Origin of the sequence: Kitasatospora sp. NPDC059973 (assembly GCF_042737525.1) — a bacterium.
GTDB lineage: Bacteria > Actinomycetota > Actinomycetes > Streptomycetales > Streptomycetaceae > Kitasatospora.
Window position 1 is genome coordinate 18828 of record NZ_JBHWUI010000086.1, and the last position, 17797, is coordinate 36624.

The following is a 17797-nucleotide window of genomic DNA, read 5'->3' on the forward strand; positions in this document are numbered from 1 at the left end:
ACCACCGCGAGGGCGGGGGCGCGCACAGCGCCCCCGCCCTCGCGGTGTCGGCCGGGGAACGGAAGACCTCGTCGGCGTCGGCGCAGCGCGGGGAGTGCTGGTAGAAGCCGATCCACGCCGACTCGCCTGTAGCGCCGAGCCGTGCTACGGCTCAGTGGACCGGAGGAACCGTGCCAGCACCGCGGCTGACGGACGCCGGGCGGGGTCGTGAGCGAGGCCGGCGAGCACGGCATCCTCGAACGGTGGGAACGACCAGGGCCGGACGGCGGCGAGGTCGCGCAGGCGGCCGGTCGCGATGTCGGCGAGGAGTTCGGCCCGGCCACTGTCTGGGTCGCGGTAATCGGTCGGCGGAGTGCGAGTCCAGGACCAGAAAAGGGACGCGGCCAGCGACCACACGTCCGCCTCGGGTGTGGTTGCGATGTGCTCGGTGGAGCCGATCACAGAGGCTGCCACCTCGGGAGCCGTGGTATGGGTCATGCCGCCGCGGTGGACGTAGAACGGCATCGGGACGGGGCCCTGGGCACAGGCCAGGTCGATGATCCGTACAGCGTCGTCCTCGAAGACGACGTGGTCGGGCTGGAGGTCACCGTGGGTCCAGCCGGCGGCGTGCAGCTCGGCGAGTGCTTCGGCGGCCTCGGCGGCGGTCGTCAGGATCGACCGGCGCTCGGCGGCAGTGTCGGCGCTGCGGTGGGCGGCTTCCAAGGCGTCCCAGAGGCCCCGGGCGCGGACCATTCGACGCCGGCCCGCAGTCCACGGCGGCCGAGGATTCCGTCCGCGCTGGTCACACTGGTCATCGGGCTGATCCCTTCGAGGTCGGTTCCCTGGGCGGTGCGAGGGGCCGTTTCAGAGGGCAGCGCGGGGGCGGGTGCCGCCGGGCTCGTACGGGGGCCGCATCGGAGAGCGCCCGGGACGCGGGAGCAAGCGGAGGGCAGCTCGTACGGCCCGGCGCGGGATGGCAAGGAGATGGCGTCGGGTCACCGGCTGCTCAGGCAGCGCCAGCTCCGCCCACACCCGCTTGCCCCGCTCGGTCCGCTCAACCCCGTGCGCCACGGCCAGGCACTCGACCAGCTCCAGCCCACGGCCGCTCTCCGCCTCAGTGTCGGCGTGGCGGGGCCTGGGCAGCGCGGTCGAGCCGTCGTAGACCTCGACCAAGGCCCGCCGCAGCCGGACGCTCACGTAGACGGCGACGGTGACCATCGGCCGGTCGGAGTGTTGCACTGCGTTGGTCACCAGCTCGGAGGTGACCGTGTCCAACGCGAGCCGCGCGTCCTCGTCAAGCAGGACACCCCAGCTGACGATGTGGGTCCGCACCCTGTGGCGGGCGACGGGCACGGAGCGCGGATCTCTGGTCAGGAAGAAGACATGGGAATGCACGACCACGGTGGGGCACCCTTCGGCACTGGCCTGGAGAGCAGCACCGCGGCCACCTGGGAGTGGACGAGCAGGTGGGTGGTGCCGCCGATCGTGGAGCCGAAGCCGCCCCAGCACGCGGGGCTCTCGTTCGGCCTGACAACGAGTCAACATGTGTGCGCTCGCCGTGAACACGGTAGAGACACCCCGGACGCCTGAAACCCTTGAAACCCGGCCCGGGGGCAGAAATGGCAGCACGCGAACGGAAACCCAACGGCAAGCTCGCCGCACTGGTCTCGGAGTGCCGGTGGGTGAGCAACGGCGAATTCGCCCGTGCGGTCAACCGAGCTGGCACCGAGGCCGGTTACAGGCTGCGGTACGACGAGTCGGCCGTCTCGCACTGGCTCTCGGGCACCCGTCCCATGGCCAAGTACCAGAAGGTGGTCCTGGAGACGCTGACCCGCCGCTTGCGCCGGCCCGTTACCGCGTTCGAGGCGGGCTTCGCCGATCAGCCTGACGTTCAGGCCCGGTCCGGGGATACGGTGGCTGGGCTGATCGACCTCGGGAGCATGGACATGGACCCATCGCGCAGGGGCGTACTCGGGGCGGGCCTGTACTCGGTCGCCCTCACCATTCCCGGCTGGCCGGACGTCATCGGGAGGTTCGAGCGGCTGAAGACCGACCCGCACGCCAGGATCGGCATGGCCGAGGTCGAGGCCGTGATCGCCATGACCGAGCGGATCAGCGAGATCGACGACCAGTTCGGCGGCCGGACCGCCCGCCCGATGGCCGCGGCGTTCATGGTCAACAACATCGTGCCGCATCTGAAGGCCACCGCCTCGGCCGGGGTGCGCAAGGCGATGCTGTCCGCCGCCGCCGATCACCTCTACCTGACCGGCTACATGGCCGTGGACGAGCGCCTGGACCTGCTCGGCCAGAGGTACTACACCAAAGCCCTGGAGCTCGCGCTCGCGGCCGGCGACCACCTCACCTATTGCACCACCCTGCGCGGCATGAGCGTCCAGGCCGTCGAGCTCGGCCACGGCGCTCCTGCGTTGAGGTACGCGAACGCCGCTGCTGCCGCCTCACCCGAGGCCGGACCTCGGATGCGCGCCTTCCTCGCCGGCCAGCAGGCCCATGCGCTCGCCCGGAACGGTGACCGCGCCGGAGCGCTCGCAATGCTCCGCGAGGCCGAAGTCGCCATGGAGCAGGCCGAGTCCAAGGCCAAGGCCCACGGCTCCTATGACCCAGCCTCGCTCTCGTACCACGTCGCCCAGGTCACCTACGAGCTTGGCGACCGCGAAGGCGCGATCCGTGCGCTCCTGCACTCGGAGAAGGTTCGCCCCACCGTGTACCGCCGGGCCCGCGTCCGCCACCGGGCGATGCTCGCCGAATGGCAGCTCGAAGCCGGCCGGTTGGAGGAAGCCGTCCAGAACTGGCACCTCGCGCTGGACGACTTCCCCCATCTCCAGTCCGGCCGGGCCGACGACCGCTTCCGCGCCATGCTCTCCGCAACCCGGTCGCACTGCCGCGACCCCCACGTCCGCGAGCTCCTGGAACGTGCCCGGCCCATCGCGGTCGGCCGTCCGTTCTGAATCCTCTGTCGAGCGGGGGCGCGGCCCTCCATGGGGCGCCGGAGCTCGCCCGTGCGACGAGCGCACGCGACCGGGCCGGGCTCCTGGGGGAGCCCGGCCCGGGGTCGGTGGTGCGGGGTGGGAACGGTGGTGTCAGTCGGTCACCGCGACGAGGCGCAGTTCGGAGGTGTAGCGGCGGCCCTGGTCGTCGGTGAGCCAGGCCTGTTCGGGCGTGGGGAACATCTCGGTGACGGTCAGCCGGGCGTCCGGGTCCTTGCGGGCCAGTCGGCGGGCGGCCTTGGCGAGGATGTTGACGTAGACCGGGCTGTCGAAGTCGACGAAGAACGGCCGCGGTTCGGTGGGGGAGACCACGAAGACGAAGCGGGGCAGCTCGTTCGCGTCCTGCCAGTGCCGGGCCCGGACGAACCGGCGCGGCTCGGTCTTCTCGTCCGCGAAGTCCAGCGTGGAGCCGACGAACCGCCAGGTCTCCCGGGCCACCACCATCTTGTCGATGGTGATCCGGGGGGAGTGGTCGGCCTCCGGCAGCAGCCGGAAGCGGTCCATCACCAGGGTGGTCAGCACGTGCGAGAAGACCTCGACGGCCGGGAACACGGCGCCGTCCGGCAGCACCACGGTCAGCCGGCCGTCCCGCTGCTCCACCACGGCGTCGGCGCTCGGCGCCGTCCGGTCGCGGTGCGGGTCGGCCGTGTTGTCGAGCAGGGCGACCTGGTAGTCCTGCGGGCGGACCAGCGCGTGCCGGATCCGGGCGGAGAGCCGGGCCTTGTGCTCCTTCGGCAGCAGCGGCATCAGCCGCGGCGCCGGGTGGTCGCGGTCGGTCCGGTGGAACAGCTCCCGGCGGTCCGGGTGCTGGTTGACGAACAGCTCGTTGCCGAGTGTGTTCGAGGCCAGGTGCAGCTCGCCGAGGGCGAGTTCGAACTCGCCGCGGTCGATCGCCGCGGTGTCCTCCGCCGCGATCATCATGTCCGGGCTGATGTACCGGGCGGCGGTCCAGCCCGCGGCGGTGGCGAGCCCGAAGGCCTCCGCCACCCGGTCGGCGAGGTCGGCGAGGTCGGCGCCCGCGACGTTGACCCGGCGCACGCCCTCCGTGGACGGCAGGATCCGCTGCCAGCGGCGCTCGAACTCGGCCTGCAGCTCGGCGGCGTCGGCCCCCGCCGCGCCGTGCAGCACGGGCATGCAGGCGAACCAGAAGGTGGCGAGGTCCACCGGGCGGTCGGCGTCGGTCTCGGCGCGCAGCTTCCCGTACACCGCGGCGACCCGCTCCGACACCCGGGCGGCCAGCGCGGCGGCGAGCCAGGCGGCGCCGTCCATCAGCAGTTCGAGCGGGGCGAGCGCCTCCAGCACCCGGCTGCCGAGCGTCACGTGGGCCGCGCGCCGGCAGTCCTGGTAGACCACCGCGCGACCGGGCGCCGTGGTGCCGCTCTTCTCGCGCTTGGCGGCCGCGTCGGTCACCCGCTGGAAGGTCTGCTCGACCTCGGTGAGGGCGGCCACCAGGCGCTCGGGGTCGTCGGCCGCGGCCCGGACGGCCTCGGCGGCGCGCTCCAGCTCGTCGAGCCGGGCGAGCGCCTCGGCGCGCACGGCGGGCTCGCCGATCCGCTCCAGGGCGGTCCGGAGCCGGCGGTCCGGCCGGATGTCGGCGGGGAGGTCGAGCTGCCAGGTGATCCAGCGCCGCCGGACCAGCTCGTCGAGGAGCGCGGGGACGTCGGTCCCCGGGCCAGTCTGCTGCTGGATGGCGTGGGCGGTGCGGGTGCCGTCGCAGAGCCGCAGCACCCGCAGCGTCTCCGGCTCCACCGGGCGCGGCGGGCGGCCGGGGACGCGTACCGCGTCCTCCTCCAGCCGGACGAAGGGCACCCGGCGGGGCGCCGTCCAGACGCGTACCGCCGGGTCGGCGCCGATCGCGCGGGCCAGCGCGTCCATCGACCAGCTGGACCAGAAGACCTCCGAGGAGGCGATCAGCCCGGTGCCCGGGTCCATGGTGATGCCGGGCCGGTCGGGGTCGAAGGCGCCCCAGCCGACCGGGCCGAAGAAGCCGATGGTGTCGTTCTTGACGCAGAACCGCTGCCAGTAGTGGGCGACCAGTTCCTCGCGCTGGCGCTGCTTGAAGGTCCGGCCCTCGGTCGCGGGCGACCAGTTGAGGAACGGCCGGATCGCCGAGTCCAGCACCCCGCGGTTCTGCCAGGCGACCGCCGCGCGGAACGACCCGGAGGCGGCGATCTCCTGCGCGTTCTCCGCCGCCCGGGCGGCGGCCTGCGTGAACTCCTCCTCGAAGGCCTGCCAGGCGGCCCCGGAGAGCTTGTCCCGGGCGCCGAACTTGTCCGCGGCCGCCGCCAGGCCCTCCGGCGCCAGCCGGAGCACCCCATCGGCCGGGAACCCCGGGCCGCGCACCGCGACCTGGTCCCACAGCCGCCACCGGCCGCTCAGGGAGACGGATTCCTCGTGCATTCCGGTGCCCCCTAGGCCGAGGCGGAGGCGAGGGACAGGTCGTCGACGACGACCTCCGCGAGCTCCGCGGGGGACGGGTAGGTGAAGACCAGGGCGACGGCGATCTCGGCGCCGACCAGCTCCTGGAGCCGGTCGACGATCTGGAAGGCGGCGAGCGAGTCGCCGCCGGCCTCGAAGAAGTCGCTGTCGGTGTCGAGGCCGTCGTCGCCGAGCGTCTCGCGGTAGAACCCGGTGATCCGCGCGGTGAGTTCGGCGGTGTCGATGGTGGTCATGGTCGGTCCTTCCGAAGGGGTGGGTAGGCGGGGGAAAGAGGGGTGCTCAGCGGGTCGTGGCGGCGGCCAGCGCGGCGGCGGAGTTGCCGCCGGAGACGACGACCGCGGTGCGGCCCGCCGCGCCGGGCCGCAGGGCGCCGGAGCGCAGCGCGCCGGCGAGGGCGGCGGCGCCGCTGGGTTCGGCGGCGATGCCGGCGCGGTGCAGCAGGTCCATGGCGCGCAGCACCGCCGCGTCGTCGACGCCGATCAGGTCGTCGACCCGCCGCCGGACGATCGGGAAGGTCAGCTCACCGGGCCGCTGGCCGCGCAGCCCGTCCGCGACGGTGTCGCTGGGCGGCAGCTCGACCGGTTCGCCGGCGGCCATCGAGCGGGCGTAGCGGCGGGCCCGTTCGGGCTCCACGCCGATGACGCGCACCGGCCTCGGCAGCCGGGCGGCCGCCAGCAGGACGCCGGCCAGCAGGCCGCCGCCGCCGACCGGGACGAAGATCGATTCGAGGTCGGGGGCGTCCCGGAACACCTCCAGGCCGACGGTGCCCTGACCGGCGATCACGAGTCCGTGGTCGGAGGAGGGCACCAGCGCGCCGCCGGTGCGGGCGGCGAGGTCCCTGGCGTGGCGGTCGCGTTCGGCGACGCCGCCGGGCACCCGCAGGACCCGGCCGCCGAGCGCCCGGATCGCCCGCTCCTTGGCCTCGGCGGCGCCGGCGGCCATCACCACGGTGACCCGGACGCCGAGCATCCGGCCCAGGGTGGCCACCGCGATGCCGTGGTTGCCGGAGGAGCCGGCGACCACCTCGTCGGCGCCGAGCGCGAGCATCGCGTTGGCCGCGCCGCGCAGCTTGAACGACCCGCTGTGCTGCAGGTGTTCGGCCTTGACGAGCAGGCCGGGCAGGGTGTCGTGGCGCAGCAGCGGGGTGTGCCGCACGTGCGGGGCGATCCGCTCGGCGGCGGCCAGGACGTCGGCCGGCCCGGGCAGGCCGGTGCCGGTGGCGAGACCGGTCAGCGGGCGGGTGTCGGAGGCCGTCACGCGACGGCCTCCGGCACGGGCGCGCGCAGGGCGCGGCGGTCGGTCTTGCCGCTGTGCGTCACGGGCAGCCGCTCCAGCCGGGTGAAGCGCCGGGGCATCATGTGCGGCGGCAGGGTGAGCGCGAGGTGGGCGCGCAGCCGGGCGTCGGGGGTGGCGGCGAGCGGGCCGGTGACGTGGGCGTCGAGCCAGGTCCGGCCCCGGTCGTCGGTCTCGGCGGTCACCACGGCACCGGTGACGTCGGGGTGGGTGAGCAGGGCGCCCTCGATCTCGGCCGGGTCGACCCGGTGGCCGCGGATCTTGAGCTGGCGGTCCGCGCGGCCGAGGTAGTCGAGGGTGCCGTCGGGGCCGCGCCGGGCGAGGTCGCCGGTCCGGTACAGCCGGGTGCCGGGCGGGCCGTGCGGGTCGGGCGGGAAGCGGTCGGCCGTCAGGCCGGGCAGTCCGCCGTAGCCGCGGGCCACCCCGGCGCCGCCGATGTGCACCTCGCCGACCTGGCCGTCCGGGACTTCGCGGCCCCGCGGGTCGAGCAGCCGTACGACGGTGCCCTCGATCGGGGTGCCGACGGTGTCGGTGGCGGTGTCCGGGTCGGCCGGCACCTCGTAGCGGGTGGAGGTCATGGTGCACTCGGTGGGCCCGTACTGGTTGACCAGCCGGCCGCCGACCAGGGCGCGGCCGCCGGCGGCGAGGAACGGGCGCAGCGACTCGCCGCTGGAGCAGAGCAGCCGCAGGGAGCGCAGCCGTTCGGCGGCGCGCGGGTGCTGGGAGAGGAAGGTCAGGAAGGACGGGGTGGTGCTGAGGACGGTGTCGACGCCGTACTCGGCGACGGTGTCGGCGAAGGCCTCGGCGCGCAGCAGGCGCGAGCGGTCGACGAGGACGACGCAGCCGCCGGCGGTCAGCGGGGCGAAGGTGTCCCGGATCGAGGCGTCGTAGCCGGGCGGGGCGAGTTGGAGGGTGACGGTGCCGGGGCCGAGGTGGTTGTCGCGGGCGACGGCGCGCAGGTAGGTGTCGAGGCCGTGGTGCTCGATCAGCACCGGGTTGGGCGCTCCGGTCGAGCCGGAGGTGTGGCTGACGTACGCGAGCGAACGCGGGTGCGGGGCGGGGAACGCGGGGGCGGCCGGCGGGTCGGCGGGCAGCCGGTCGAGCAGCAGGGCGGGCGCGCCGACGAGCGGGCCGAGCCGGTCGGCCAGGGCCGCGGTGGTGAGCAGGTGCGCCGCCGCGCCGCCGGCGGCGAGCGCGGCGAGCCGCCCGTCGGGCAGTTCGGTGTCCAGGGCGAGGAACGCCCCGCCGGTGCGGACGACCGCGGCGATCGCCACCACGGCGTCGGCGCCGGGCGGCAGCGCCACCGCGCAGACCCGTTCCGGCCCGAGGCCGTGGGCGGCCAGGTGGGCGGCCAGCCGGTCGATCCGCTCGGCGAGTTCGCCGTAGCCGACCGGTCCGCCGGGGGTCAGCAGGGCGGGGGCCTGCGGTGCGCGGTCGGCGTGCGCCCGGATGGCGTCGACGAAGGTGGCCCCGGCGGGGGTGCTCATGCCGGTTCCTCCGTCCCGGTGGTCCGGTCGACGGCGACGAGGCGCAGTTCGGAGGTGTAGCGCTGCCCCTGGTCATCGGTGAGCCAGGTCTGTTCGGGCGTGGGGAGCATCTCGCTGACGGTCAGGCGGGCGTCCGGGTCCTTGCGGGCGAGCCGGCGGGCGGCCTTGGCGAGGATGGTGACGTAGACCGGGCTGTCGAAGTCGACGAAGAACGGCCGGGGCTCGGTGGGGGAGACCACGAAGACGAAGCGGGGCAGCTCGTGGGCGTCCCGCCACTGCCGGGCCCGGACGAACCGCCGGGCCTCGGTCTTCTCGTCCGCGAAGTCCAGGGCGGCTCCGGCGAAGCGCCAGGTCTCCCGGGCGACCACGGTGGAGTCGATGGTGATCCGCGGCGAGTGGTCGCCGTCCGAGCGCAGGGTGAAGCGGTCCATCACCCGGTTGGTGAGCGCGTGGCAGAAGACGTCGAGCAGTTCGAACTCGGAGCCGTCGGGCAGCACGGCGGCCAGCCGGTCGTCGCGCTCCTCCACCAGGACGTCGCCGGAGCGCACGGTGCGCGGGCGGTGCGGGTCGGAGGTGTGGTCGGTGAGGGCGACGTAGTGGTCCTGCGGCCGTCCGAGCGCCTGCCGGCTGCGGGCGGACCACTTGAGCGGCAGCTCCTTGGGCAGCATCGGGAGCAGGCGCGGGCCGGGGAAGTCGCGGCTGGTCTCGTCGATCAGCTGCTCGCGGTCCGGGTGCTGGTGGACGAAGAGGGACTGCCCGAGGGTGTTCATCGCGACGTGCAGCTCGCCGATCACGAGCTCGAACTCGCCGCGCCCGACGGCGTCGAGGTCCTCGGCGATGATCATCAGGTCGGGGCTGATGTACCGGCTGAGCGACCAGCCCCGGCCGCCCTCCGGGAACGCCTCGTGGACCTGCTCGGCGATGTCCGCGGCGGCGAGGTGGACCCGCCGGGCGCCGTCCGGCGCGTCGATGATCCGCCGCCAGCGCTCGCGCAGGTCGGCCTGGATCCGGTCGATGTCGGCGATCGACTCCGGGTGCGGGGCGGGCAGGCAGGCGAACCAGAGCGAGCCGAGGTCGACCGGGCCGCCGCCGCCGCGCTCGCGCAGGGCGCGGTAGGCGGTGCGGATGCGCTCGCCGACCGCCTCCGCGTACCGGTTGGTCATCCAGCGGGCGGCGGTCATGCACAGCTCCAGCGGGGCGAGCTGTTCCAGGACGGCGGTGCCCACGGTGGCGGTGGCGGAGCGGCGGGTGTCGGAGTAGACCAGGGCGCGGTTGGGCGCCGTCCGGGCGCCCTTCTCGCGGACCGCCGCGACCTCGGTGATCTCGGCGAAGGCGCCCTCCAGCGCGGCGAGGGCGGCGGTCAGCTCCTCGGGGTCGGTGCCGGCCCGCTGCACCCGGTCGCGGCCCTCTTCGAGGACCGCCAGCCGGGCCAGCGCGGGTTCGCGCACCTCGGCGTCGCCGATGCGGTCGAGCATGGCCCGCAGTTCCCGCTCCGGATAGGTGCCGGCCGGGACGTCGAGCTTCCACAGCACCAGCCGGCGGGCGACCAGCCACTCCAGCGCGGCGGTGACCTCCGCGGCGGGCAGCGGCCGGCCGAGCTCCCGGCCGGCCAGTTCGGCGATCCCGGCCGGGGTCCGGCGGCCGTCGCAGAGCCGGAAGACGGCGAGCGCGGCCTCGGAGACCGGCAGCGGCGGGCGGCCGGGCACCAGCACGGTGCCCTCGGCGGCCCGGACGAACGGCACCGGGCGCGGCGGCGTCCAGTCGCGGACCCGGGGGTCCCGGTCGATCGCCTTGGCCAGCGCGTCCATCGACCAGCTGGAGAAGTACACCTGGGAGTCGGCGACCAGGCCGGTGCCGGGGTGGACCTCGACGCCGCGCCGGTCGGTGTCGAAGGTGCCCCAGCCGACCGGGCCGAAGAAGCCGATGGTGTCGTTCTTGACGCAGAACCGCTGCCAGTAGTGGGCGACCAGTTCCTCGCGCTGGCGCGGCATGCTGGTGCGGCCCTCGGCGGACGGCGTCCAGTCGAGGAACGACTTGATGCCGGTGCCCAGCACCGCCCGGTTCTGCCAGGCCACCGCGGCCCGGAACGGTCCCGAGGCGGCGATCTCCTGGAGGTCCCGCGCGGTCTGCACGGCGGCCGCGGTGAAGGCCTCCTCGAAGGCCTCCCAGTCGGCCTTCGCCGGTACCTCGCCGGGGGTGAACTTGTCGGCGGCCGTCGCCAGGCCCTCCGGCGCCAGCCGGAGCACCCCGGCGGCGGGGAAGCCCGGCCCGCGGAGTGCGAAGTGCGGCCACAGGCGCCACCCACCGCCGGGCATTCGTATGGTGTCGGACATTGCTGAGCTACCTCCCTGGGAAACGTGCGCCGGGTCGTCCGCCGGTGGCCGACCGGCCGTCAGGCCTGTTCGGCCGGGATGCCGCCGAGGCACCACTCCAGGACCGCGCGGGCGCTGTGGTACTTGTTCTCGGCCTGCTGGAACGCGATGCTCGCGGGGCCGTCCAGCACGTCGCCGGTCACCTCGTCGCCGCGGTGCGCCGGCAGGTCGTGCATGAAGACGGCGCCGGGGCAGGCCGCGAGCACGGAGGAGTCGACCCGGAACGGCTCGAAGTCGCGCCGCCAGTCGGGGTCGGCTTTGGCCGTGCCGGTGGTCTGCCAGCGCGTGGTGTAGACGACGTCGGCCTCCGGCAGGTCGGCCATGTCGTGCCGCTCCTCGACCAGGGCGCCGGCCTCCTTGGCGAGGGTGCGGGCGCGGTCGAGGTAGGCCGGGTCGAGCCCGTAGCCGGCCGGGGTCCGCAGGTGCAGCTCGGCGCCGGGGAAGCGGGCGAGCGCGAGGGCGAGCGCCGAGGCGGTGTTGTTGCCCTCCCCGGCGTAGAGCACCCGCAGTCCCTCGATCCGCCCGAAGTGGCCGAGCATGGTGGTGAGGTCGGTGAGCGCCTGGGTGGGGTGCTCGGCGGCGCTCATCGCGTTGACGACGGACATCCGCTGCTGGGCGGCGTAGGCGCGGAGTTCCTCGGTGCTGCCGGCGGTGCGCGCCACCAGCACGTCGAGCATCCGGGAGAGCACCTCGGCGGTGTCCTCGGTGGTCTCGCCGGTGTTCTCCTGGAGGTCGTCGGGACCGTAGGTGATCAGCCGGGCGCCGAGCCGCAGCGCGCCGGCGGAGAACGCCGTGCGGGTGCGGGTGGAGGTCTTGCGGAACAGCACGCCGACGACGGCGTCGGAGAGCGGCCGGGCGCTCTCGCACGTGCCGGCGGCGTACTGGGCGCCGCGGTACGCGATCCAGCGCAGCTCGCGGTCGGAGAGGTCGTCCAGGGAGACCAGGTGGCGGCGGGGCGGTCGGGGCATCGGGGGTTCCTCCTCGGGTGCTCGGTGGCTCGGGTGGCGGACCGTCAGTTGGCGCGCAGGGCGTCGTGCAGGACGCCGAGGCCCTCGTCCAGCAGCTCGGGCGCGATGGTCAGCGGGGGCATCACCTTGAGGACCTCGTCGTGCCGGCCGCAGCGCTCGATGATCAGGCCGTGGTCGAAGGCGTACCGCTGGACGCGCTCGGCGCGGTCGGCGCCGCCCGCCGGGGCGGTGTCGATGCCGAGCACCATGCCCCGGCCGCGCAGCACCAGCTCCGGGTCCAGCGCGGCGAGCTCCGTCCGGAACCGGTCGAGCCGGGCCGAGTTCCGCTCCAGTCCGGTCAGGAAGGCGTCCTGCTGCCAGAACTCGCAGGCGGCGGTGGCCGCGACGAAGGCCAGCTGGTTGCCGCGGAAGGTGCCGGTGTGCTCGCCGGGCTGCCACAGGTCCAGCTCGCGGCGGAACAGCGTGAGCGAGAGCGGCAGCCCGTAGCCGCTGAGCGACTTGGAGACGGTGACGATGTCCGGCACGATCCCGGCGTCCTCGAAGCCGAAGAAGGTGCCGGTGCGGCCGCAGCCGGACTGGATCTCGTCGAGGATCAGCAGCACGCCGTACTGCTCGGTGACGCCGCGCAGGCGGCGCAGCCACTCCCGGCTCGCCGGGTAGACGCCGCCCTCCATCTGCACCGGCTCGACGACGACCGCCGCCGGCGGCTCGGTGCCCGAGGACGGGTCGGCCCAGAGCCGCTCGATCAGGTCGATCGAGTCGAACGGGCCGAGCGGGCCGTCCTCGAAGGGCACGAAGGTGACGTCGCCGCCGGTCACCGCGCCGGCCCGGCGGGCGCGGCGGCTGCCGGTGACCTCCAGCGAGCCGCGCGACATGCCGTGGTAGGCGCCGGTGAAGGCGGTCAGCCCGGTGCGGCCGGTGGCCCGGCGGGCCAGCTTGAGGGCCGCCTCCACCGCGTCGGTGCCGGTCGGGCCGGTGAACTGCACCTTGAAGTCGAGCCCGCGCGGCTGCAGGACGATCTCGTTGAAGCGGGTGAGGAACTCGCGCTTCGCGACGGTGTGCATGTCCAGGCCGTGCATCACGCCGTCGGCGGCGAGGTAGTCCAGGACGCGCTGCTTGACCGCGTCGTCGTTGTGCCCGTAGTTGAGGCTGCCGGCGCCGCAGAAGAAGTCGATGAAGGGCCGGCCGTCGTCGGTGTGCAGCAGCGCGCCCTTGGCGCGCTCGAACACCACGGGGAAGGTGCGGCAGTACGACCGCACCTCGGATTCGAGCTTCTCGAAGACGGAGGTGTCGGTGGTGGTGGCGGTGGTCATGGGGGTTCCTTGGGGCGAGGAGGGCAAGGAGGGGTCAGCGGCCCGCGGTCGCGCGGTCCCCGCGCGGGCGGGCGGTCAGCCGGGGCAGCGGGCCGTCCGCGGCCGTCCGCGGGTAGCCGTCCAGGGCCGCGGCGAGGGCGGCGACGGTGGGGTGGTCGAAGAGCGCCCGCACCGGCACGTCCACCCCGAGGGCGGCGCGCAGCCGTACGGCCACCCGGGTGGCGAGCAGCGAGTGCCCGCCGAGCCGGAAGAAGTCGTCGTGGGCGCCGATCCCGGTGCTGCCGAGGACCTCCTCCCAGACCGCGGCGACGGCCCGCTCCCGCGCGGTGCGCGGGGCGGCGGAGGCGGCGGCGGCCGTGCGGGGCTCCGGCACCGGCAGCGCGTGCCGGTCGACCTTGCCGCTGACCGCGGTCGGGATGGCGTCCAGCAGCACGAACGCGGCCGGGACGAGGTGGTGCGGCAGCGAGTCGAGCAGGGCGGCGCGCAGCTCCTCGCCGGTGGGCGGCCGTTCGGCGTCCTCCGCGACCAGGTAGGCGGTGAGCTGGCGGCCGCCGGAGCCGTCCGGGGTCGGGTGGACGACGGCGGAGCGCACGCCGTCCAGGGCGAGCAGCGCGGCCTCGATCTCGCCCGGTTCGATCCGGTGGCCGCGGATCTTCACCTGGTGGTCGCTGCGGCCGAGGATCTCCAGCGAGCCGTCCGGGCGCAGCCGGCCGAGGTCGCCGGTGGTGTAGAGCCGGCCGCCGGGGACGGTGGCGTGCGGGTCGGGGAGGAAGGCGCCGGCGGTCTGGCCGGGCCGCCCGCGGTAGCCCCAGGCGAGGCCGTCGCCGCCGATGCAGACCTGCCCGGTGCCGCCCTCGGCCACCGGCTCCAGCCGGTCGTCGAGCACCCGGACGCTGGTGTTGTCCACCGCGGCCCAGGTCAGCACCTGTCCGTCGGCGCCGTGGCGGGCCACGCTGGTCCAGATGGTGGCCTCGGTCGGCCCGTAGAGGTCCCACACCGGGGCGCCGCCGGCGGCGAGCGTCGCGGCCAGCTCGGTGTGCAGCTTCTCGCCGCCGGAGAGCACGGTGAGGCCGGGAGCGGGCAGCCAGCCGGTGTCGGTCAGCATCCGCAGCATCGAGGGGGTGGCCTGGACGACGTGCGGGCGGGCCTCGCCGATCAGGCGGATCAGCCGCTCGGGGTCGCGGGCCTGCTCGGTGTCGGCGAGCACCAGCCGGGCGCCGGTGAGCAGCGGCAGGCAGAGCTCCAGCATCGAGGGGTCGAAGGAGGCGGTGGTCAGTCCGAGGACGGTGGCGTGCGGCGGCAGCTCCAGCCGGGCGGCCATCGACCGGAGGAAGTTGGTCAGCGCCCGGTGCGGGATCTGCACGCCCTTGGGCATGCCGGTCGAGCCGGAGGTGTGGAAGACGTAGGCGAGGTCGTCCTGGCCGGTGGTCCGGTCGAGCCGGTCCGGCCGGGTCACCGGGCCGGCCTGCGGGCCGTCGCCGTCGAGCAGCAGGGTAGTCGCGGCGGTGTCCGCCACCCGGCCGGCCAGCGCGCCGGTGGTGACCACCACGGCCGCCCCGGTGTCCTCGACCAGGTAGCCGATCCGCTTCACCGGGTGCATCGGGTCGAGCGGGACGTAGACGCCGTCCGCCTTGAGGACGGCGAGCAGCGCGGTGAGCAGGCCGGTGCCGCGCTCCAGCAGGACGCCGACCCGGACGCCGCGGGCGACGCCGAGGCCGCGCAGCCGGTGCGCCAGGCGGTCGGCCCGGGCGTCGAGTCCGGCGTAGCTCAGCTCGCCGTCCGTGGAGCGGACGGCGACGGCGTCCGGGGTGCTGCGGGCCTGCCGCTCGAAGAGGTCGGTGACGGTGGGGGAGGGCACCTCGCGGGCGGCGCCGAGGCCGAGCGCGAGCCGGCGGCGGCGCTCGCCGGAGGGCAGCGGCGCCAGCCGGGCGGTGGCGAGGGCCAGCGGTTCGTCCGGGGCGGCGAGGACCTCGCGCAGCAGCCCGACGTAGTCCTCGGTGAGGCGGGCCGCCGTCTCGGGGGCGAACAGCGCGGTGGCGTACTGCAGGCGCAGGCCCAGGCTGCCGTCGGGGCGGCCGAGCAGGTCCAGCGCCAGGTCGAACGGCGTCCCGGCGACGGGGGTGGGCACCAGCTCGACGTCCAGGCCGGGCAGCGCGGGCGGTTCGGCCTGGGAGTCGAGGGTCAGGAAGGAGACCTGGAAGAGCGGGTTGCGGCTGAGGTCGCGCTCCGGGGCCAGCTCGGTGACGACGCGTTCGAACGGCGTCTCGGCGTGCGAGAGGTCGGCGAGGGAGCCGCTGCGGACCCGGTCCACCAGCTCGCCGAAGCTCGGCCGGCCCGACAGGTCGGCGCGCAGCACCACGGTGTTGACGAACGGGCCGATGAGGTCCCGGGTGGCGGCCTGGCCCCGGCCGGCGACCGGGGTGCCGACGGCGAAGTCGCTCTGCCCGCTGTACCGGCCCAGCTGCGCCTGGAAGGCGGCCAGCAGCACCATGAACCGGGTGGCGCGCCGGGACCGGGCCAGCCGGTCGGCGCGTGCCACCAGCTCGGCGGGGAGGGTGAACCGGGCCACCGCGGCGGCGCCGTCCCACTCGGCGGGCCGGGCGCGGTCGGTGGGCAGCTCCAGGGGTGGCAGCCCGGCCAGCCGGGAGCCCCAGTAGCCGAGCTGCCGGGCGAGCCGGGGTCCGGTGGTGCGCTCGTGCTGGCGGGCCGCGAAGTCGCCGTACTGGAGCGGGAGGTCCGGCAGGCCGTCGGGGCCCCCGGTGGTCGCCGCGCGGTAGGCGGCCGCCAGCTCGCGGGTGAAGACGTTCCAGGAGGAGAAGTCGAAGGCGATGTGGTGCACCACGACGACCAGCAGGTGGTCGTCGGCCGCGAGCCGGGCCAGGGTGGCCCGCAGCGGCGGCGCGGTGGTCAGCTCGATCGGCCGGTGCAGCACCAGGTCGAGGACGGCGGTGATGCCGGCCTCGCCGGGGGCGGGCGCCTCGACGGTCTCCAGCGGGACCTCGACGGCGGGCGCCACCCGGGCCACCGGCTCGCCGTCGGCGGCCGCGTACCGGGTGCGCAGCACCTCGTGCCGGGCGACCACGGCGGTCAGGGCGGCGGCGAGGGCGGCGGCGTCGACGCCGCCGCGCAGGCGCAGGGCCAGCGGCAGCAGATGATCCGCCGTACCGGGCCGCAGCTGGTCGAGGAACCACAGCCGTTGCTGCGAGAACGATGTCGTCCGGACGTCACCGCGGTCCACCGGCTCACCTCCAAGGGGTAGTCAGAACGTCGCGCGCCCCGGGTGGTCGGGGCACAACCGGAGCTTGCCGGTCGGGTGCGGCGGGGGAGTAGGGAAGGAGCGGCAGCGCGGGGCGCCGCTTTTGCTGCGTCAATGTCTCTGTTCGGCGGCTCCGGCCGCGGCGGGCCGGGGCGGCGCCGGGTCAGATCAGCCCGGTGCGGACGGCGTGGGCCACCGCGTGGGCCCGGTTGCGGACCTGGAGCCGGGCCATCAGGTCGTAGATGACGTTCTTCACGGTGTGCTCGGAGCAGGAGAGTTCGCGGGCGATGGCCGCGTTCCCGTGGCCCTCGGCGACCAGGCCGAGCACGGCGGTCTGCCGGGCCGTCAGCGGGGAGTCCGGAGCGGGCCGGCGCGGGGCGGGCGCGCCGTCCTCCGCCGGGCCGAGCAGGCCGACCAGGACGCCGTAGGGCATCCGGCCCTCGCCGTGCCGGGCGCAGCGGACGGCGGTGAGCAGGCGTTCCGGGGTGGCCTCGGTGGACTGCAGCATGGCCACCGCCCCGGCCCGGACGGCCCGCCGGACCCCGTCGGCCGTGAAGGTGTCGGCGACCAGCAGCAGCGGGCGGCCGTCGGGCTCCGGCCAGCCGTCCAGCGCGGCGCCGGGCGTCGGCCCGGCGGCCACCCGGACGGTGGCCCCGGAGTGGCCGGCCGCGAGTTCGATGCCGGCCCGGCGCAGGTTGGCGGCCACCTTCTCGCGGGCCGGCCCGCCCGCCGGGCCGAGGTGGACGCGCAGGGCGGTGGCGGGCCGCCGCTCGGTCTCGGGCCTGGTGGCGAGGGCGAGGGCGCTCACAGCAGACCCGCCCGCAGGGCGTAGGCCACCGCGTGGGCGCGGTTGCGCAGCCGGAACCGCTGGGTGATGTCGCGGACCACGGTGGTGACGGTCCGTGCGGAGTAGCAGAGCGCCCGGGCGATCTCGTCGGTCTCGTGGCCGTCGGCCACCAGCCGCAGGACGGCGCGCTCCCGTTCGTCCAGGCCCCAGCCGGGGCCGTGGCCGCGGGCACCGGGGTGCGGGTCGAGGTCGGTGCCGTGGTCGAGGAGCCCGTCGATCAGGTCGGGCGGCACCGTGCAGTCGCCGCCGGCCACGGTGAGCACCGTCCGGGCCAGCCGGTCGGCGTTGACCTCGCGCCGGCGCAGCAGGCCGCGGGCCCCGGCGTTGATGGCGTCCGCGGCCTCGGCCGGGGACAGGTCGGCGGCGATCACGACGACGGCGGGCCGGTGCGGTCCGGTGCGCGTCGCGGTCACCAGGTCGAGCTCCTGACGGTCCACCCGGTCGACCAGGACGACGGCGACGTCGGCCTTCTCCTCGGGCTGGACCAGGGCGATGTCCGGGTTGCCGGACAGCGCGCTGACGGCGCCGGCTTCCAGCACCGGGTCCAGGGCCACGACACAAAGCGGCAGGGGGTTGCCCATGTGCACTCCTCGGTCAGCGGGGTGAGCCTCTCGGCGAGGAGTCTTCGCTTCCGGTGCGCCCTGCCGCATGGGGCGCGATCACCCGCATTCCCCGCCGCGGGGGGCGCCGGGGCCGGTCCGGACGGCCCCCGTCGCGCGGACGGCGCCGGGCGCCCCGTCCGGATCCGCCGGCGAATCGTCCCGGTCCGTCCGGTACGGGGCGGCGGGCCCGAAGGGTGGGGGCGGCCCGCCGCCGCCCACCGGGGGCGGCGCGCGCC

The 17797-nt window shown here is 75.3% G+C and carries 13 protein-coding genes; 1 reads left to right on the forward strand and 12 read right to left on the reverse strand.

Annotated elements, in window-relative coordinates; translation table 11 throughout:
* Positions 1-144: 144 nt before the first annotated feature.
* Positions 145-732 (reverse strand): phosphotransferase, encoded by a 588-nt coding sequence (locus tag ACFWA9_RS23035; protein WP_380389392.1) that lies wholly within the window; start codon positions 730-732, stop codon positions 145-147.
* A gap of 111 nt (positions 733-843) precedes the next feature.
* Complete coding sequence (locus ACFWA9_RS23040) at positions 844-1380, reverse strand: ATP-binding protein (RefSeq protein WP_380389393.1); 537 nt, start codon at positions 1378-1380, stop codon at positions 844-846.
* 218 nt (positions 1381-1598) lie between these two features.
* On the opposite strand from ACFWA9_RS23040, the gene ACFWA9_RS23045 reads away from it, so the two are divergent.
* Complete coding sequence (locus ACFWA9_RS23045) at positions 1599-2945, forward strand: tetratricopeptide repeat protein (protein WP_380389395.1); 1347 nt, start codon at positions 1599-1601, stop codon at positions 2943-2945.
* Positions 2946-3077: 132 nt separating this feature from the next.
* Here ACFWA9_RS23045 and ACFWA9_RS23050 read toward each other — a convergent pair whose 3' ends face one another.
* The 10 genes from ACFWA9_RS23050 to ACFWA9_RS23095 form a co-directional block, all read right to left on the reverse strand.
* Positions 3078-5384 (reverse strand): lantibiotic dehydratase, encoded by a 2307-nt coding sequence (locus ACFWA9_RS23050; RefSeq protein WP_380389397.1) that lies wholly within the window; start codon positions 5382-5384, stop codon positions 3078-3080.
* An 11-nt stretch (positions 5385-5395) separates the two neighbouring features.
* Positions 5396-5656, reverse strand: a complete 261-nt coding sequence (locus ACFWA9_RS23055; RefSeq protein ID WP_380389399.1) for a phosphopantetheine-binding protein — start codon at positions 5654-5656, stop codon at positions 5396-5398.
* 46 nt (positions 5657-5702) lie between these two features.
* Positions 5703-6680 carry a threonine/serine dehydratase gene (locus ACFWA9_RS23060; protein WP_380389401.1) on the reverse strand — a complete coding sequence of 326 codons (978 nt, stop codon included), beginning with the start codon at positions 6678-6680 and terminating at the stop codon, positions 5703-5705.
* Entirely contained in the window at positions 6677-8203 is a 1527-nt protein-coding gene (locus ACFWA9_RS23065) for an amino acid adenylation domain-containing protein (RefSeq protein WP_380389403.1), read from the reverse strand. The genes ACFWA9_RS23060 and ACFWA9_RS23065 overlap by 4 nt, the downstream gene beginning before the upstream one ends.
* The gene (locus tag ACFWA9_RS23070) at positions 8200-10536 is read right to left on the reverse strand and encodes a lantibiotic dehydratase (RefSeq protein ID WP_380389405.1); all 2337 of its coding nucleotides are present in this window, start codon (positions 10534-10536) and stop codon (positions 8200-8202) included. Before ACFWA9_RS23070 ends, ACFWA9_RS23065 begins: the two co-directional genes overlap by 4 nt.
* 59 nt (positions 10537-10595) lie before the next feature.
* Complete coding sequence (locus ACFWA9_RS23075; RefSeq protein WP_380389407.1) at positions 10596-11543, reverse strand: ornithine carbamoyltransferase; 948 nt, start codon at positions 11541-11543, stop codon at positions 10596-10598.
* A 44-nt stretch (positions 11544-11587) separates the two neighbouring features.
* Complete coding sequence (ectB, locus tag ACFWA9_RS23080) at positions 11588-12856, reverse strand: diaminobutyrate--2-oxoglutarate transaminase (RefSeq protein ID WP_380389409.1); 1269 nt, start codon at positions 12854-12856, stop codon at positions 11588-11590.
* A 34-nt stretch (positions 12857-12890) separates the two neighbouring features.
* The gene (locus ACFWA9_RS23085) at positions 12891-16094 is read right to left on the reverse strand and encodes an amino acid adenylation domain-containing protein (RefSeq protein WP_380389411.1); all 3204 of its coding nucleotides are present in this window, start codon (positions 16092-16094) and stop codon (positions 12891-12893) included.
* A gap of 181 nt (positions 16095-16275) precedes the next feature.
* The gene (locus ACFWA9_RS23090) at positions 16276-16920 is read right to left on the reverse strand and encodes a response regulator transcription factor (RefSeq protein ID WP_352291392.1); all 645 of its coding nucleotides are present in this window, start codon (positions 16918-16920) and stop codon (positions 16276-16278) included.
* Positions 16917-17540, reverse strand: coding sequence for a response regulator transcription factor (locus ACFWA9_RS23095; RefSeq protein ID WP_329486306.1), 624 nt, complete (start codon positions 17538-17540; stop codon positions 16917-16919). Before ACFWA9_RS23095 ends, ACFWA9_RS23090 begins: the two co-directional genes overlap by 4 nt.
* Positions 17541-17797: the final 257 nt, after the last annotated feature.